Below are 15,318 nucleotides of genomic sequence, written 5' to 3'. Positions count from 1 at the left end.
TTATAATTAAAAAAGGGCGATTATCGCCCTTTTTAATTTTTTTGCACTAGTCTATTTATCTCGTATTCTAAATTATCAAAGTATGGGTTCCACGTAAGTCGTGCGTAAGCCTTTCCTTCTTCTTGATAACCCCATGCGGAGAACCATACATTTTTACCTTGTTTACAGGATTGGGTTTGTTCTTCATCTAAACTATTAGTGCAGATAAGCTTTTCTGCTTCTTTCCCATAATAGCTATTGTTAGGCGAAAATAATGGGCTCATATGTGATGCTGTACTGATGTGTAAATCGTCTAATTTCATAGGGTATGCTTGAGTTCTTTGTTTTATTTGCAAGCTTTGTTGCTCGCCGTACCAAATTAGGTGGTTGTTAGGGTTTACAAATTTATCTGCGAAAAATTCCGTGGTCGCTTGTGAATTTATAATGCTGTCGGCTTCACTAATCACAATTAAAGTGGGCACTGTGATTTTTTTATTCGTGATTGTTTTTCTAAATGCGACGGCACTATTCGAGTATTGAGCCATACCGTGCATGGATATTGAGCTGTATCGTGCAAAGTTGTTTTCTTTTTTCGATATTCCATCCCAAAATACAGAAACGATTGAACTTAGTTTTTCTAATGTAGGGTTTAGTGATTCAAAACCGGGTGAAATAAAAACAAGACCATTAATGCCTTCATTATTTAATGTATGAATTGCTGTTAAATTAGCGCCAGTTGAAAACCCACTTAGCCACACTTCTTGATAGTCATTTTTCAGTAGATTAGTGTAGTGGTCAACAATGTTTTGCCAATCTTGATAGGTAGTTAAATGCATATCTTCTGGTTTACTTCCATGCCCCGGAAGTAAAAGAATCTGCACATAAAACCCTTGCTCTGAGAATGTCGTAGCAAGATCACTAAAGCTGTACGGAGAATCGCCTAATCCGTGTACCAGTAAGATCGCTTTTTTTGAATTTTTATCACCACGCTCAAAGGGCATGTTCATTGCTAACTCTTTTTCATGATCATCAGAGATAAAAGCACGATGTAGAGAGAGCCAATCTTTGGTTTCCACTAAGTACTGATCAAATGAAGGCTGTAGATAATTGTAATACTGTTCAGATAAATGCAAAGGTTTAGGATTCTTAGAGAAAGCAGAGCACCCGAGAATAAGCAGTGGCAAGCAGAGCGAAGTTAAATACATAATGAGTTTACGCACGACGATTCCTTAAATGATAAAAAGTGACGATTAAGCATATTCTGCGCTCGATAATTTAATGTCTTTATTCGTTTTGATTTATTTGAGGCGATTAGCTATTAAGATTGTTAGCCATTTTCTCTGCAACACGCTTAAATTCAGCAATTTCTGCTTCTGAAAGGTCCATCGACATTTTTTCAAACATTGTGTTATCAATGGCTGAGATTTTTTTCATTATCTCTTTTCCGCTTTCAGTGATACGAAGGCATTGGCTGCGTTTATCTTCAGGGTTTGGCTCTTTTATGATGAGCTCTTGCGTGAGTAAACTGCTTAAAAGGCGTGTGACTTGAGCCTTATCTCGGTTTAAATAGTTAGCAATATCAACGGCTGTGCAGTGTGGTTTGTGGTTAATGATCTTGATAACTCGCACATGCATAGGGGTGATCCCAAGATGTAATTCTTCAATTTGATCATGCAAATTACGTTTTAACGTATGTACTAAGGTGAACAAACTATCTAACGATTTTCTTTGTGACATTAAAATCTCGCCATTAAAAGTGGTTGATATTGTCAACTAAAAATATATAGTTGATATTATCAACTTAATTGAGAGCTCTTTCAAGAGGAAGTTCAAATCGGTTTGTTGTTATTTACGACACAATTAAGATTATTAGAAGGCAGAACTATGATCCCTAAAATTAGAAAAGATAAGTGTTACCGAGTGACCATTGAAGAGATAACACCAGAGCAAGAAACAGCTCAATCATTAGTGTTTGAATTTCAAGATCGTGAAGATGTATTTAATATTGTTGATAATCTAAAGAAAAAGAGTGGTTTAGAGCCTGAGACTGCAACAAAGGTAGGCGTAGCATTGCGTTTATTAGGCCCAGTGATGATGGCAAACCGTAAACATGAATTGTTTGCTGACTTTATGCCGCATTTTAAAAACTTTATGCAGAATTTGAAGAGTAAAGTGAAATCGAAATAGTGCTTAACAGTAAATAATGTAGCTGCAACATGTGCTTATTTTCAATTGATAAAAAGGGCGAATACCGCCCTTTTTATATGTCAGCTAAAACCGACCAACATAAGCTTTACCAATTAAGTTATTATCTTTTTTAGATAAATGGTGATTAATGTGCGAGATCGTGTCTGCTTTCACCTCACTTAATTTACCTTTTATTGGTAATAAGTTTGAGCCATGCGTACTATCAATCAATAGCTCATCATTGGTTAAGGTTTCTAATAGCTGTTTGATCTCCTCAAGTACCTCATAAGGGTCGAGCAGTTTAAAATCGCCCTTAGTGACTTGTCTAAACAGTGCCGTTCCTTCCATTGGAACCGTGGTTAATAAACCCAATAAATACGGGTTCATTTGGTTAATTAATTGCGCGGTTTCTAACGCATGACGTTTAGATAGTTCAGGGCTACCGCCAAGACCAATCATCACCATAGCAACCAGTTTAATGCCAGCTTCTACAATATTTTGACCTGCTGCGAGCATTTCTGCCGAGTTAACCCCTTTACGAACCGCTTTTAAAACCTCATCAGAGCCCGATTCAACGCCAAGGTAAGTCATGCTTAACCCAGCTTTTTTCAGTTGTTTGAATTCATCTAATGTTTTATCAAGCGTGCTTTGTGGCCCTGCGTAGGTACTTACATGTGTCAACTTTGGAAAAGCCGAATAAAGTTCAGATAAAATCTCTAACAGCATCTCTGTTGGTAATGAAATCGCATCACCATCACTTAAGAATACTTTTTCGACTTTATTTCCGAATGCCGCTTTCGCCATACGGATATCTTCTTTTAAGTCCTCAATAGGACGAACTCTATAACGAACATCTTTGTACATTGAGCAATAGGTACATTTATTGTAAGAACAACCAATCGTACATTGCAAAATATAAGCGTCAGCCTCTGGCGGCGGACGATAAATATCACCTTCGTATCTCATGAGTTACCTTCGCAGTATTATGTTAGTTTTCAACGATAATTAGCCGCCAATACGACGGCTAATAATGGAGTGATTTAATTTTATTTAGACAGTTCAGCCGCCGTATCAACAAAAATACCTTGGATATCTTTTGCTTCACGCTCTGTTTGTCCGCCATGTTTTAAAAATGCAGAGATAATAGCGGCTGTTTTTTGCTCTTTAGCACGCTCTAAAAAGTAACGTAACTCTAGCTCTGCGCCCGCGTCTTCATCTTTAATTGATGTTGCAATGATCTCTTTGTACATCACAATATCACGCACTTCTAATGTGCTAATCACACCTAAAGTCATCGCTAAAAAGTTATCCATTTCTGCTTTAGGTACAAATTGAGTAATGATATTTAAGTTCTCAGCTTGTTGTGCTGTGAAATCGTTACCTAATAGAAGAGCTTGTAATGCTTTGTTTTTACCCATTCTTCTTGCAAACTGAACCGCACCTTGGCCGCCAGTAGGGATATTTACGTGAACTTCTGGTTGAGCAAACGCTGCATTCTCAGTGCCGTAAGCAAGGTCACACGCCATAACAAACTCATTACCGCCCCCACGAGCCACGCCATCAACCAAAGCAACAGACACTTGTTTCATCGCCTTGATGTTCATGATCATATGGTTGAACTCAATAGACGCTGCTTGACCGCCTTGCGTGCCATTAATCACGTTCAGATCAAGATGCGCTAAAAAGAAGGTTTCATGCAGTGATTTAAACACCACTACTTTAGTTTCTCGGTCATCTTTTAAAGAAAGTACATATTCATTAATTTCGTTGATTAGATTAATGGTTAATACATTCACTGGTGGGTTGTTGATAGCAACTGTTGCGATACCATTTTGATTAGTGATTGATAATGTTTTCATAATGTACTTCCTCTAAATCGCCTATTGGCTAGTTAAATATGGTTACGTTGAAAGGTCATCCTCTCCGTCAGTGAGATAACTATAAGCAATCCATTAGGTGAGAAAAATACCGTTAATGGCATAAGATTGATGCTAATATTGCACCAATGGTGTTTTTATTTATTATCGTGAGGCTCAAATGGATTTTTCTAATCGCTTACTTTTATTGTTAGAAGTCACTGAACTTGGCTCTTTTACTAATGTTGCCGAGCAAAAGAATCTAGATCGCTCTGTCATATCAAAGCAGATCAGTCGCTTAGAAGAAGAGTTAGGGGTTCGCTTACTTAACCGCACCACGCGCTCGTTATCATTAACAGCAGCAGGTAATGAAATGGTGAGCCAAGCAAAACTGTTACGTGACTTATTGAATAATACCCACCGTTTAGCGCAGAACTACCATTCAGAGCCAAGAGGGATATTACGAATTACCAGTTCAATGATGTTTGGTCGTCAGTACGTTCAAGATGCGATCTCTGTTTTTCAGAAGCAATATCCTGATGTGAAATGCGAGCTAAGATTAGAAGACAGAGTGGTTGATATTGTGCAGGAAGGCTTTGATATTGGTTTTCGTATTGGTAGACCAAAGAACTCCAGTTTGATCTCTCGTAAGATTGCCCGAAGTCGTTTGTTAATTGTCGCATCGCCTGATTTCATTCAACAGCATGGGAAAATAGAGACGATTGAAAAATTAGAATCTCTACCCGCGACGATTTATGCGGCTCCCGGTTTATTTATTGATAAATTTACTTACCTTGATGAAAACAAGGTTGAACAGCAATTCCATTTGAATGTCGCGTATAAAGTAAATGATGTTGAAATGGTGGTAAAAAGCGCGGTAGCAGGTAATACGCTTGCTGTAGTCACAGCCCAAATGATTGAAAACGAAATTATTGAAGGCAAGCTTATCCCAATAATGACGCATTTGAACCTTGAAGATTTTGGCACTTTTTATGCTGTGTACCCACACCGAGATGCGCCTATCAAAACTAAGTTATTTATCGATGTTTTAAAATCAATTATTGGAGAGGATTCCCCGGTTTGGGAGAAAAATATACCGAACTTTGAGGTTATGTATTCTAGTAAGAAATAAACGTTTATGCAGAGCTTTAAGAGTAATGAGAAAGGGAAGTAGAGTAACGCTTTGTTATTAAATTTTTTATCACTTATCCATCATAAAGTTGCCTGAGGGATAAAATACCGCTCTCGAATAACCATCGGAGCGGTATATGTTATTTACTCTATTTGTTTTATTTATATTTTAAAGAAACGGATTTCTTCATTTAAGTTATTAACTAATAAAGCCATTTCACGGTTAGCATCAATGGTATTTTGCACACCAGATACATTATCACTTACCATTTTCTTTATTTCGTCAATATTTTGAGTCACTCTTTGGTTCACCACAAACTGTGCCTCTGATGACGTTGCAACAAAGGAATTGATATCAGAAAGTAAAGAGACTTTTGCAGAGATATCCGTGAACGCTTGTTCAATATCTTGTGAAATCACCGATAATTTATCGGTCAACTGTAAGTTGGTACCCATCGCATTCGTTGCTTTTGTTACACCCGCTTGAAGCGTCACAATAATGCGTTGGATATCTGCTGTGGAATCTTGAGTTTTTACCGCAAGTGCTCGAACTTCATCTGCAACCACAGAGAAGCCGCGTCCTTGTTCACCAGCTCGTGCCGCTTCAATTGCCGCATTTAATGCCAGTAAGTTGGTTTGATCTGAAATATTACCAATCACATCTACAACCGAGCTGATGTTGTCAGATAATGTTTTCAACTCACCAAAGATAGATGCCGATTCTTGTACCGAGCCCGTTACTTGATCCACAATCGTTGATGATTGCTGTAGCGTTGCTAAGCTGCTTGATGAAAGCATTAATGTCGCACTTGTATTCTCTTCTGCTGACTGAGCATTGGTTGCAATTTCATTAGCTGTTGTAGCCATGTCATTGATCTCAATAGAAACTAAATCAATATGATTCAGCTCAGATTCAGAGCACTTAATATTATTGGCTGTGCTTGATGTAATACTTTGTTGGTGTGCAGACAATTGGGCCATAATGTCTGTTGTAGAGGTCATAACGTTCCAAATACGCTGTTGTAATTGGTGTAATGACGCTGAAATTAAATCAATTTCATTGCCCGTTTTTGGAATGTTGATTGCTTGGAAGTTACCATCTGCCATCTGTTTAATGCTATTCACAACCGTATCAATTTGTGACAATTCACGACGAACCACAATAAATTGAGCAGCAGTTAAAACGGTCCCAAGTGCAATCAATACGATAATTAAGGCATTACGGATCATGTCGGCGTTATCAACGGTTTTACCTTGGTTGGTAAAAATGTATCCGACTAAACCGTGGTTCAGCTGCGTTTTAAATAAGCTGTAAGTACTGCCTGCTGGAGAAACCAGTAACGTTGGCTCAGTTGTTACGTCTTTGTAGGTTGGTCTTACGTCAAATAGGTTTTTTCCTAACCAATCTTGTGAGCTTTCATCAATAGCAACCACATAACCATCTTGCGTGGTAATACTAAATTCAACTCCATTTTTTGGCATTAATACGTTTAGGTTTGCAACAATAGCTAAAACACCAACGACTTCGCCATCCAATAAAATAGGTGCACTAACGGTGAAATCATATTCATTCGTATTGGATTTATAAGGCTGAGCAATATGAGCTCTTTTTTTGTCATCAATGATAGCCGTAAACCATTCTCTTTGACTTGTGCGAGCGTTGAATCCTTTGTTCCATCCATTACTTGATGCAGCAAATGCACGACCATCAAGAGTTGTGATGATGATGTCTTTATAAGCAGAATTGGTGGCAACAATATTTTTTAAATCTTGTAGAATACGTTCCTCATCAAACCCTTTGTTTGGATCTGTGTATACAGAGTAAGATAATGATTTTAAACCATTAATTAACCCCTCTGTGACGGTATTGTAACTGGCTGTGATCACATTCAACGCTAATACATTGGCGTGATCCATATTATCTTTTTTAAAGTCATCCAAAAATGGTTTAGAAATAACTAAAGTAAAAGCAAGCAAAATGCTAATAATAACAAAGAATAGAGCAACAATTTTTTTTATCATGATTTATGTTTATTCCAAATTAAATATAACTACTTAAAAACCGTATTGGTTAGTTCGATTTTTAGCGCGCGGAGCATACCTGCTTTTTATGAACAAAGAAACTAAATTGATATAGAATGGGATAATTATATATTTGAGATCGAAATCACAAAATCAATACGACAAAAAATTGATAAATACACCATTTTTTGACGCTAAAAGGTGTATTTAGAGAGTATTATGTAGCTAACAAGAATATGGATTAATTGATATTATTAACGGACTTATTAAAGGGTACGATATATTATTATTTCAACTGCACTCATTATTATCGGTACTGTGACTGCGTTTATCTTCAGGGTTTGGTTCTTTAATGATGCACGCTTGTGGCAGTACCACCGCATATCGCTGCTGGTCAATTCATCGATAAGTTATCAATGAATCACCTACCTGAGCCTTCGTGACAGTTTGATATAAAGCAACAGAGATAAAATAATGGCACCACCACCGAACATTTTTTGTGTTTCTAACATTTCATTCAGTAAGGTAACACTGATCAGTAATGTCCAGATAGGCTCTAAGATCATAATCAGAGAGGCGGTTTCTATCTCTACCGAAAATTGCCCAAGGGTTTGGGCGAGATAACGAATGGCCGTTGCCACAATGGTTGAGATTAAAAACCAAAAAATAGCATGCTCTGTGAGTTCAAATGGCGCATGTGAATTGAATGATGCATATAAACAGCCGCTAATTCCCACAACAAACATTTGAACACAAATAGATAATAACGGTGTGATAGAACCAATAACACGCTTGTTTAATACAAAGTGTAATGACAATAAAAGAGAAGAGAGCATAAACCCAAGTTGGCTTGGCTCCATTTTCCAACCATTTCCTAGGGTTAATAACATCATACCAAAAATAGAAATAGGCAAGGCTAGCCAAAAGGCTTTATTGGGTTTTTGACGAAATAAAATCCAGGCAATCAGAGGGGCAATTAGCATGGCTAAACTCATAATAAATGCGCCCTCTGCTAATGACGAAGTGATAGCAACAGCATACACCCAGACTTGCAGAGCAAGCGATAGCACTAAACCAACGCCAGTAAGCGCAACGCCTTGTTTGATGGTTAAGTTGCGAAGTTGTTTATAACAAAAAGGAAGAAGCACCAAACTTGCGAGCAAAAATCGTGTGCCAATAAAAATATCGCCAGGAATCGTCATGACGACCATTTTTGATGCACCCCAACCAATAGCGGCAAGAATGGTAGCGATAACCAGATAAAGGACTCCACGCATAGACGTATACTCTGAATATAAAAAGAAGAAAGGCAATAGTACGTGATATAAAAAATAACCCCACTTAAATAAGCAGGGTTATATCATTTATTTTTGGTGTTTCAATATTAAGGCTATTACGCTTGATACTCAGGATAATCTGTTAAGCCTTGCTCTGCACCGCCAAATAACGTATTTGGGTCATGTTGCGCTAGAGGATAACCGTGTTTAATACGAGTCGGTAAATCAGGGTTAGAAATAAATGGACGCCCAAAGCTGACCATATTTGCTAAACCGCTAGTTAATGCGTGCTCGGCTTTCTCGGTATTGTAACGACCAGCATAAATAATAGTGCCTTTGAATGCGTCACGAATCGCTTCTTTGAATTCTGCTGGTGTCTCAGGAGCATCATCCCAATCGACTTCAGCAATATGCATATAAACCACATTGAGTTTATTTAATAGCACAGCGGCAGCGGTGTAGGTTTCTGTTGGCGTCTTATCAACCGTACCATTTAATGAGGTAAACGGAGCAAGACGAACGCCGACACGGTCATGACCAATAGCGTCAGTCATTGCCTCAACCACTTCGCCTAAAAAGCGCAGACGATTTTCGATAGAACCACCATATTCATCGGTACGATTATTGGCTTCAGAATCAATAAATTGGTTAATTAAATAGCCATTTGCAGCATGAAGCTCAATGCCATCAAAACCGGCTTCTACTGCATTTAGTGCCGCTTGACGATACTCTGCAACAACATCAGTAATGTCTTGTTTTGTCATTTCACGAGGCTCAACTACATCTACAAAGCCCGGTGCGTCAGTGCCATTATCAATAAACACTTTTACGTTTTCTGCTTTTAGTGCAGACGATGAAATAGGCTGTTGCCCACCAATATTATCAGGGTGAGTAACACGGCCAACGTGCCAAAGTTGAGCAAAAATAGCACCACCTTTTGCGTGCACGGCATCAGTGACTTTTTTCCAACCTGCTATTTGTTCTTGAGAGTAGATACCCGGAGTCCATGCATAACCTTGGCCCATCTCTGAAATTTGAGTACCCTCAGCAATGATAAGCCCCGCACTTGCGCGTTGTGCGTAATATTGCGCCATCATATCGTTTGCCAAATTACCAGGCTGGGTAGCACGAGAGCGAGTCATTGGGGGCATAACAATACGGTTTTTAAGCGTAAGGTTACCTAGCTGCATTGGTTGAAATAGTGCATTTGTCATGGTAAATCCTCTTTTTTCTTATGCTAAGGTTATTGATTGTCTAATTGGATTAACTCAATTTGGTAGCCATCAGGGTCAGTAATAAAAGCGATATGGGTAGTTCCACCTTTTACTGGACCGGCTTCTCTTGTTACCTTGCCGCCTAAGCGTTTAATTGTATCGCAAGCAACGTAAATATCTTCTACACCTAGAGCTAAATGACCAAACGCATTACCCATATCATATTCGTTGGTATCCCAGTTATAAGTTAGCTCGATAGTAGTACCGCCTTGCTCATAACCAACAAAAACCAAAGTATAGCGATAATCCATATTCTCAGTGCGTTCAAGCTCTTTCATGCCCAACACTTTAGTATAAAACTCAATAGATTTATCTAAATCGGTAACGCGGATCATAGTGTGTAGAAACTTCATTGCTTCCCCTTGCCTAACTAACGGTTGTTATTTTGTGTGGGAGTAAGATATACAAAAAATAAGATTTCATGAAATTATGATTAGTTATAATTTTAATAACAAAGTGTAATGATCTACTGTGGGAAGAGCAGATATTTGGAATAGAGCCTGAATGTCGATGTGATTAATATAAGAGCTTTGGGTGCTGCGAGTAAATTAGGCTATCATTCATTACCCTCTAAACTTGGTTGATGTTGTTATGCCTACTTTCTCTTTTTCACTGATCCCGACAGGGGTTAGATTTATGTTTCTTTCTGCGCTTGGATTTGCGCTCATGTCAGCATGCGTAAAATATGTGAGCAATTACGGCATTCCAGTATTTGAAATTGTGGCAGCAAGGGCGTTGGTGTCTTTGATCATTAGCTATGCCGATGTGAAACGAAAAGGCATTTCGATATGGGGAAACAATAAGCCCTTACTTCTTGCCCGTGGAGCAGTAGGCACAGCAGCGCTTATGTGTGTTTACTACGCAGTGACGACTTTACCTTTGGCTGAAGCAACCATATTACAATACGTCCATCCTATCTTTACCGCATTGCTCGGCGTTCTGTTTCTTAAAGAGCACATTCAAAAATCAACCATGATATGCATTGCGTTTTGTCTTGTAGGCTTATTTGTTATGGTTCAACCAAGCATGAACAGTGGCAGTACAAGTGAACTGCCTGTTTTTAGTATCCTTGTTGCGTTGTGTGGTGCATTAGGAAGTTCGATTGCCTATGTGATAGTAAGAAAACTCAGCCAAACAGAAGACAGCTCAGTGATCATATTTTATTTCCCATTAGTGGCGTTACCTATCTCAAGCGTACTGATTTGGAATGACTTTGTATGGCCAAGTCTGTTCCTTACCATGATCCTGATTTTAATCGGCATCTTCACGCAAATTGGACAATATGGACTGACCAAAGCCATGCAAACCCAAGCGGCGGGTAAAGCGTCTGCTTACTCTTATGTTCAAATTGTCTTTTCTGCGCTATTAGGCGTTTGGATATTTAATGAGATCCCATCAATGTGGACTTATATCGGTGGTGGTTTGATTGTGACTGGTGCGCTAATTAACGTATTCGGGAAACAATCAGTCTCTATTCCTAAGAAAAATAGTTCACTTAACTAAATGGGGCTATTTACACCGGTCAAATATGAATTTTTTATCCTTAAAATAATCTTTTTATTCATATATGGCGTAATACAGAGTGTTATTGCTATGTTTATGCCAAATATGAATTAATTTGTTAGGTTTTTTGTTGATATATTCATTTTTGGCGTATTGATGCTTATCCCCTCTATTAACCAATCAATAAATAGTGCTAATTTTCGAGAGTGTTTTTTATTTGGCGTAACTAAATAGTATTTTTGTTGGCATGTTACTTCTGTATTTGGAAATGGTGCGACTAACTCACCTGAATCTAATCTTTTTTTGATCAAGTTATAGCGTCCCATTGCGATTCCTGCATGGTTCATTGCAGCGATAACCGCTAAGTCAGATCTATCAAAAGCAATACTTGAAATATGATCAATAGATGGCAGTTGATTTGCTTTTGCCCATACTTCCCACTCGTCATGGTGTGAGTTGTAATCCCATGCTTGGTTGTCATGCAATAATGTTGTATTGACGAGGTTTTCAGGTTTATTGAATAAATCATGTTGTTTGACATATTGTTTAGTGCAGACGGGAATATTGGTTTCGGCCATTATTTCTTGGCTCCAGAGGTTATCTGGTTTTCTTTCATCAAAATAAATGGCGGCATCAATTCCGTATCCTTGGAAGTTAATATTTTCATTGCCTGTGAGTAATTTTAACTCAATGAATGGGTAGCGTTGGTTAAATTCGTACAGTCTAGGTACTAGCCAGCATTGTGCAAATGAAGGGCGTGAATAAATGGTTAAACTTCCAGATATATCGCCACTTTTCACATCTAATATTTCTTGATTAATTTCATTCAAACTACGTGTTAATGAGTGAAAAATTCGTTCACCTTCCTCAGTTAATGTGATTTTTCTATGTGTTCGATGAAATAACTCTATCCCAAGATCTAATTCAAGTTTGTTGATTCTATGAGAGACGGCACTTGGTGTTATTGATAATTCATCAGCCGCTAATGAGAAAGAAGAGTGACGAGCTGCAACTTCAAAAGTATGTAATTTTGATAGTTGAAAGCTATTGATTCGCTTGTTACGAGTGAAAATATTATCTTTTGTATACATTATTTTTGTTCTTACTAGTGAGATTGTAGAGTAGTAGAACTTGGTATTATAGATTCTTTGGATGAAATTTAATTAATCATAAGCTGTTAAATTTAAATTATCACGTTGGGATCACGTACTTGTTTTAATCTAGCTCATGTGAAGGTGAGTATTGATCGTTTGTCAGCCGAGGAGATTCCTCGTTTAATTAACGCAATTAAAACAACAATATTAGGTTTGAACATGGAATCACAAATCTGGGTTATAACGACGTTACTTACTAGTATCCTACTGATCGTATTTTCGATCGTGAAATTTAAATTACATCCATTTTTAGCGTTGCTGATGGCGAGCTTCTACGTTGGCGGTATGATGGGCATGAAACCTTTGGAAATGGTTAGTGCTATTGAAGGGGGCATCGGCGGTACGCTTGGCTTTCTTGCCGCAGTGATAGGTCTTGGTACGATCCTAGGAAAAATGATGGAAGTTTCTGGTGCCGCTGAACGTATTGGTTTAACACTGCAAAAAATCCGTTGGTTATCACCAGAAGTGATTATGGTTTTGATTGGTTTGGTTTGCGGTATTACCCTTTTTGTCGAAGTGGGTGTTGTACTGCTTATCCCGCTGGCTTTTTCTATTGCGAAGAAAACAAATACATCATTACTTAATTTAGCTATTCCTCTGTGTACTGCTTTGATGGCTGTGCACTGTATCGTACCACCACACCCTGCCGCACTTTTTGTAACTAATGAATTAGGTGCAGATATTGGTTCAGTTATTTTTTATGGTTTACTGATTGGCCTAACGGCATCGCTAGTGGGTGGCCCACTTTTCCTTAAAGTAATTGGTTCGCGCTTACCGTTTAAATCGGTGCCACATGAATTTACTTCCCTTGAAGTGAAAAATGAAGAAGATCTACCGTCACTGGCTGCAACGTTATTTACGGTACTACTACCAATTGGCTTAATGTTATTAAAGACAACCGCTGAGCTCAATATGGATCACGATAGTGCGCTGTATACGACGTTAGAATTTATTGGTAATCCAATTACAGCGATGTTTATTGCTGCATTTGTTGCGTACTACATGCTGGGTATTAAGCAAAATATGGGAATGGCAACCCTGCTTGAAAAAACAGAAGGCGCATTTGCATCTATCGCTAATATCCTACTGATTATCGGTGCTGGCGGTGCATTTAACGGTGTTTTAAAAGCAAGTGGTTTAGCGGATGTATTGGCTCAACTGTTATCTAACTTAGATATGCATCCAATTTTATTAGCATGGCTGGTCGCTATTATTTTACATGCTGCGGTGGGCTCTGCAACGGTTGCTATGATGGGCGCGACAGCTATTGTTGCCCCTCTGATGCCACTTTATCCAGATGTTAGCCCTGAAATTATTACATTAGCAATCGGCTCTGGTGCCATTGGTTGCACCATCGTAACGGATTCTCTTTTTTGGTTAGTGAAGCAATATTGCGGCGCTTCGATGAGTGAAACGTTTAAGTATTATACAACGGCAACCTTCATTGCTTCATTCGTTGCGCTAGCAGGCACATTTCTCTTGTCGTACATGGTTTAAACAAGGTAATTAAAAATGACTACATTAAATATACAAAAACTAAAAACTGATTTTCCATTAGTAAATAAACTGATTGCACTAGAAGAAATCAGTTGGTTTAACCCAAATATAACGAGTCTAGAAGAAGCGTTGCCTTATGTTGGTCTTGGTGAGAAAAATATTGAAGATGCAAGTCAGCGTTTGAGTCGTTTTGCCCCGTATTTGGTCGAAGCTTTTCCTGAAACGGCTGCGATGAAAGGGATTATCGAATCAGAAGTATTCGAGATTGAAAAAATGAAAGAGAGTTTAGAGCAGCAATTTTCAACACCAATTTTAGGTCGACTAATGTTGAAAAAAGATAGCCACTTGCCGATTTCAGGATCTATTAAAGCGAGAGGGGGCATTTATGAAGTGTTAACTCATGCTGAAAAACTTGCGATAGAAGCAGGTTTACTAAACGAGTCAGATGATTATAGCAAGTTGATGAGTGACGACTTTAAACAGTTCTTTAGTCAATACAGCATTGCGGTAGGATCGACAGGAAACCTAGGCATGTCTATTGGTATTATGAGCGCAAAACTGGGCTTCTCAGTATCAGTGCATATGTCCGCTGATGCGCGTGAATGGAAGAAAAATACATTGCGTTCTCATGGCGTTAATGTTGTGGAATATGAGCAAGATTATGGTGTAGCAGTAGAGCAAGGACGTAAAGAAGCAGAGAAAGATCCGATGTGCTTCTTTATCGATGATGAAAATTCTCAAACGTTATTCCTTGGTTACTCGGTTGCAGGTGAACGTTTAAAGAAACAATTTGAAGAGAAAAACATCTTGGTGAATGATGAACATCCGCTGTTTGTTTACTTACCGTGCGGTGTTGGCGGTGGCCCTGGTGGTGTCGCATTCGGTTTGAAGATGGCATTTGGTGATAACGTTCACTGTATTTTTGCCGAGCCGACGCATTCACCATGTATGTTACTTGGCGTTCATACTGGTCTGCATGATGAAATCTCAGTGCAAGACATTGGTATTGATAACATTACAGCTGCAGATGGATTAGCGGTAGGCCGAGCATCAGGCTTTGTGGGTAGAGCAATGGAGCGCTTGCTCGATGGCTATTACACGATGACAGATGAAGCAATGTATTTGCAATTGGGTCTGTTGAATCAACAAGAAGGCATTAAGCTAGAGCCATCAGCATTAGCAGGTATGATGGGGGCTATTGTCGTATCGAAAGACCAACAGTACCAAGATCGTATGAAGTTTGATGATGCGAAAATGAAAAATGCGACGCACTTAGTTTGGGCGACTGGCGGTGGCATGGTACCAGAGTTGGAAATGAACTCTTACTTGGAGAAGTCTGGTATTAAATAACGAGTATCTACATGATGGCCATTGAACAGGAATCAATTTGGTATTTTATTGTGTAGTTTACTCGGTTAAGTACCTCGTGCTGTAACCA

At 38.6% G+C, this 15,318-nt stretch carries 14 protein-coding genes; 5 read left to right on the top strand and 9 right to left on the bottom strand.

Going from position 1 to position 15,318, the window contains the following annotated elements:
* Positions 1 to 32: 32 nt before the first annotated feature.
* Complete coding sequence (locus tag PVK63_RS06095; protein ID WP_130087879.1) at positions 33 to 1,199, bottom strand: alpha/beta hydrolase; 1,167 nt, start codon at positions 1,197 to 1,199, stop codon at positions 33 to 35.
* A gap of 91 nt (positions 1,200 to 1,290) precedes the next feature.
* Positions 1,291 to 1,716: a MarR family winged helix-turn-helix transcriptional regulator gene (locus PVK63_RS06090; protein ID WP_165371224.1), complete on the bottom strand. Its 426-nt coding sequence runs from the start codon at positions 1,714 to 1,716 to the stop codon at positions 1,291 to 1,293.
* A 147-nt stretch (positions 1,717 to 1,863) separates the two neighbouring features.
* Between PVK63_RS06090 and PVK63_RS06085 the strand changes: the two genes are divergently transcribed.
* On the top strand, positions 1,864 to 2,166 hold the full coding sequence (locus PVK63_RS06085; RefSeq protein WP_130087880.1) for a DUF3861 domain-containing protein: 303 nt from the start codon (positions 1,864 to 1,866) through the stop codon (positions 2,164 to 2,166).
* A gap of 84 nt (positions 2,167 to 2,250) precedes the next feature.
* On the opposite strand, the gene PVK63_RS06080 is transcribed toward PVK63_RS06085, so the two are convergent.
* The gene (locus PVK63_RS06080) at positions 2,251 to 3,132 is read right to left on the bottom strand and encodes a radical SAM protein (protein WP_130047090.1); all 882 of its coding nucleotides are present in this window, start codon (positions 3,130 to 3,132) and stop codon (positions 2,251 to 2,253) included.
* A gap of 80 nt (positions 3,133 to 3,212) precedes the next feature.
* Positions 3,213 to 4,025 (bottom strand): enoyl-CoA hydratase/isomerase family protein, encoded by an 813-nt coding sequence (locus PVK63_RS06075; RefSeq protein ID WP_130087881.1) that lies wholly within the window; start codon positions 4,023 to 4,025, stop codon positions 3,213 to 3,215.
* Positions 4,026 to 4,203: 178 nt separating this feature from the next.
* On the opposite strand from PVK63_RS06075, the gene PVK63_RS06070 reads away from it, so the two are divergent.
* Positions 4,204 to 5,154, top strand: coding sequence for a LysR family transcriptional regulator (locus PVK63_RS06070; protein ID WP_130087882.1), 951 nt, complete (start codon positions 4,204 to 4,206; stop codon positions 5,152 to 5,154).
* A gap of 161 nt (positions 5,155 to 5,315) precedes the next feature.
* On the opposite strand, the gene PVK63_RS06065 is transcribed toward PVK63_RS06070, so the two are convergent.
* The 4 genes from PVK63_RS06065 to gloA form a co-directional block, all read right to left on the bottom strand.
* Positions 5,316 to 7,175, bottom strand: a complete 1,860-nt coding sequence (locus tag PVK63_RS06065; protein ID WP_274440037.1) for a methyl-accepting chemotaxis protein — start codon at positions 7,173 to 7,175, stop codon at positions 5,316 to 5,318.
* A 425-nt stretch (positions 7,176 to 7,600) separates the two neighbouring features.
* The gene (locus tag PVK63_RS06060; RefSeq protein WP_130087884.1) at positions 7,601 to 8,452 is read right to left on the bottom strand and encodes a DMT family transporter; all 852 of its coding nucleotides are present in this window, start codon (positions 8,450 to 8,452) and stop codon (positions 7,601 to 7,603) included.
* A gap of 116 nt (positions 8,453 to 8,568) precedes the next feature.
* Positions 8,569 to 9,666 (bottom strand): alkene reductase, encoded by a 1,098-nt coding sequence (locus tag PVK63_RS06055; RefSeq protein WP_130087885.1) that lies wholly within the window; start codon positions 9,664 to 9,666, stop codon positions 8,569 to 8,571.
* A gap of 29 nt (positions 9,667 to 9,695) precedes the next feature.
* Positions 9,696 to 10,079 (bottom strand): lactoylglutathione lyase, encoded by a 384-nt coding sequence (gloA, locus tag PVK63_RS06050; protein WP_130087886.1) that lies wholly within the window; start codon positions 10,077 to 10,079, stop codon positions 9,696 to 9,698.
* Positions 10,080 to 10,317: 238 nt separating this feature from the next.
* On the opposite strand from gloA, the gene PVK63_RS06045 reads away from it, so the two are divergent.
* Positions 10,318 to 11,229 carry a DMT family transporter gene (locus PVK63_RS06045; protein ID WP_165371225.1) on the top strand — a complete coding sequence of 304 codons (912 nt, stop codon included), beginning with the start codon at positions 10,318 to 10,320 and terminating at the stop codon, positions 11,227 to 11,229.
* Positions 11,230 to 11,339: 110 nt separating this feature from the next.
* On the opposite strand, the gene dsdC is transcribed toward PVK63_RS06045, so the two are convergent.
* On the bottom strand, positions 11,340 to 12,320 hold the full coding sequence (gene dsdC / locus PVK63_RS06040) for a DNA-binding transcriptional regulator DsdC (RefSeq protein ID WP_130087888.1): 981 nt from the start codon (positions 12,318 to 12,320) through the stop codon (positions 11,340 to 11,342).
* 222 nt (positions 12,321 to 12,542) lie between these two features.
* Here dsdC and dsdX point away from each other — a divergent pair, with 222 nt between their 5' ends.
* Both dsdX and dsdA read left to right on the top strand, forming a co-directional pair.
* Positions 12,543 to 13,880 carry a D-serine transporter DsdX gene (dsdX, locus tag PVK63_RS06035; RefSeq protein WP_130087889.1) on the top strand — a complete coding sequence of 446 codons (1,338 nt, stop codon included), beginning with the start codon at positions 12,543 to 12,545 and terminating at the stop codon, positions 13,878 to 13,880.
* Positions 13,881 to 13,895: 15 nt separating this feature from the next.
* Positions 13,896 to 15,230: a D-serine ammonia-lyase gene (gene dsdA, locus PVK63_RS06030; RefSeq protein WP_130087890.1), complete on the top strand. Its 1,335-nt coding sequence runs from the start codon at positions 13,896 to 13,898 to the stop codon at positions 15,228 to 15,230.
* Positions 15,231 to 15,318: the final 88 nt, after the last annotated feature.

The sequence above is a fragment of the Aliivibrio sp. S2TY2 genome (assembly GCF_028765525.1).
GTDB lineage: Bacteria > Pseudomonadota > Gammaproteobacteria > Enterobacterales > Vibrionaceae > Aliivibrio > Aliivibrio finisterrensis_A.
This window is presented reverse-complemented; position numbering and strand designations above follow the sequence as displayed.

Coding starts and splice junctions, on each gene's coding strand:
- PVK63_RS06090 (WP_165371224.1), bottom strand. CDS start 1,716: ATGTCACAAAGAAAATCGTTAGATAGTTTGTTCACCTTAGTACATACG.
- PVK63_RS06085 (WP_130087880.1), top strand. CDS start 1,864: ATGATCCCTAAAATTAGAAAAGATAAGTGTTACCGAGTGACCATTGAA.
- PVK63_RS06080 (WP_130047090.1), bottom strand. CDS start 3,132: ATGAGATACGAAGGTGATATTTATCGTCCGCCGCCAGAGGCTGACGCT.
- PVK63_RS06075 (WP_130087881.1), bottom strand. CDS start 4,025: ATGAAAACATTATCAATCACTAATCAAAATGGTATCGCAACAGTTGCT.
- PVK63_RS06070 (WP_130087882.1), top strand. CDS start 4,204: ATGGATTTTTCTAATCGCTTACTTTTATTGTTAGAAGTCACTGAACTT.
- PVK63_RS06065 (WP_274440037.1), bottom strand. CDS start 7,175: ATGATAAAAAAAATTGTTGCTCTATTCTTTGTTATTATTAGCATTTTG.
- PVK63_RS06060 (WP_130087884.1), bottom strand. CDS start 8,452: ATGCGTGGAGTCCTTTATCTGGTTATCGCTACCATTCTTGCCGCTATT.
- PVK63_RS06055 (WP_130087885.1), bottom strand. CDS start 9,666: ATGACAAATGCACTATTTCAACCAATGCAGCTAGGTAACCTTACGCTT.
- gloA (WP_130087886.1), bottom strand. CDS start 10,079: ATGAAGTTTCTACACACTATGATCCGCGTTACCGATTTAGATAAATCT.
- PVK63_RS06045 (WP_165371225.1), top strand. CDS start 10,318: ATGCCTACTTTCTCTTTTTCACTGATCCCGACAGGGGTTAGATTTATG.
- dsdC (WP_130087888.1), bottom strand. CDS start 12,320: ATGTATACAAAAGATAATATTTTCACTCGTAACAAGCGAATCAATAGC.
- dsdX (WP_130087889.1), top strand. CDS start 12,543: ATGGAATCACAAATCTGGGTTATAACGACGTTACTTACTAGTATCCTA.
- dsdA (WP_130087890.1), top strand. CDS start 13,896: ATGACTACATTAAATATACAAAAACTAAAAACTGATTTTCCATTAGTA.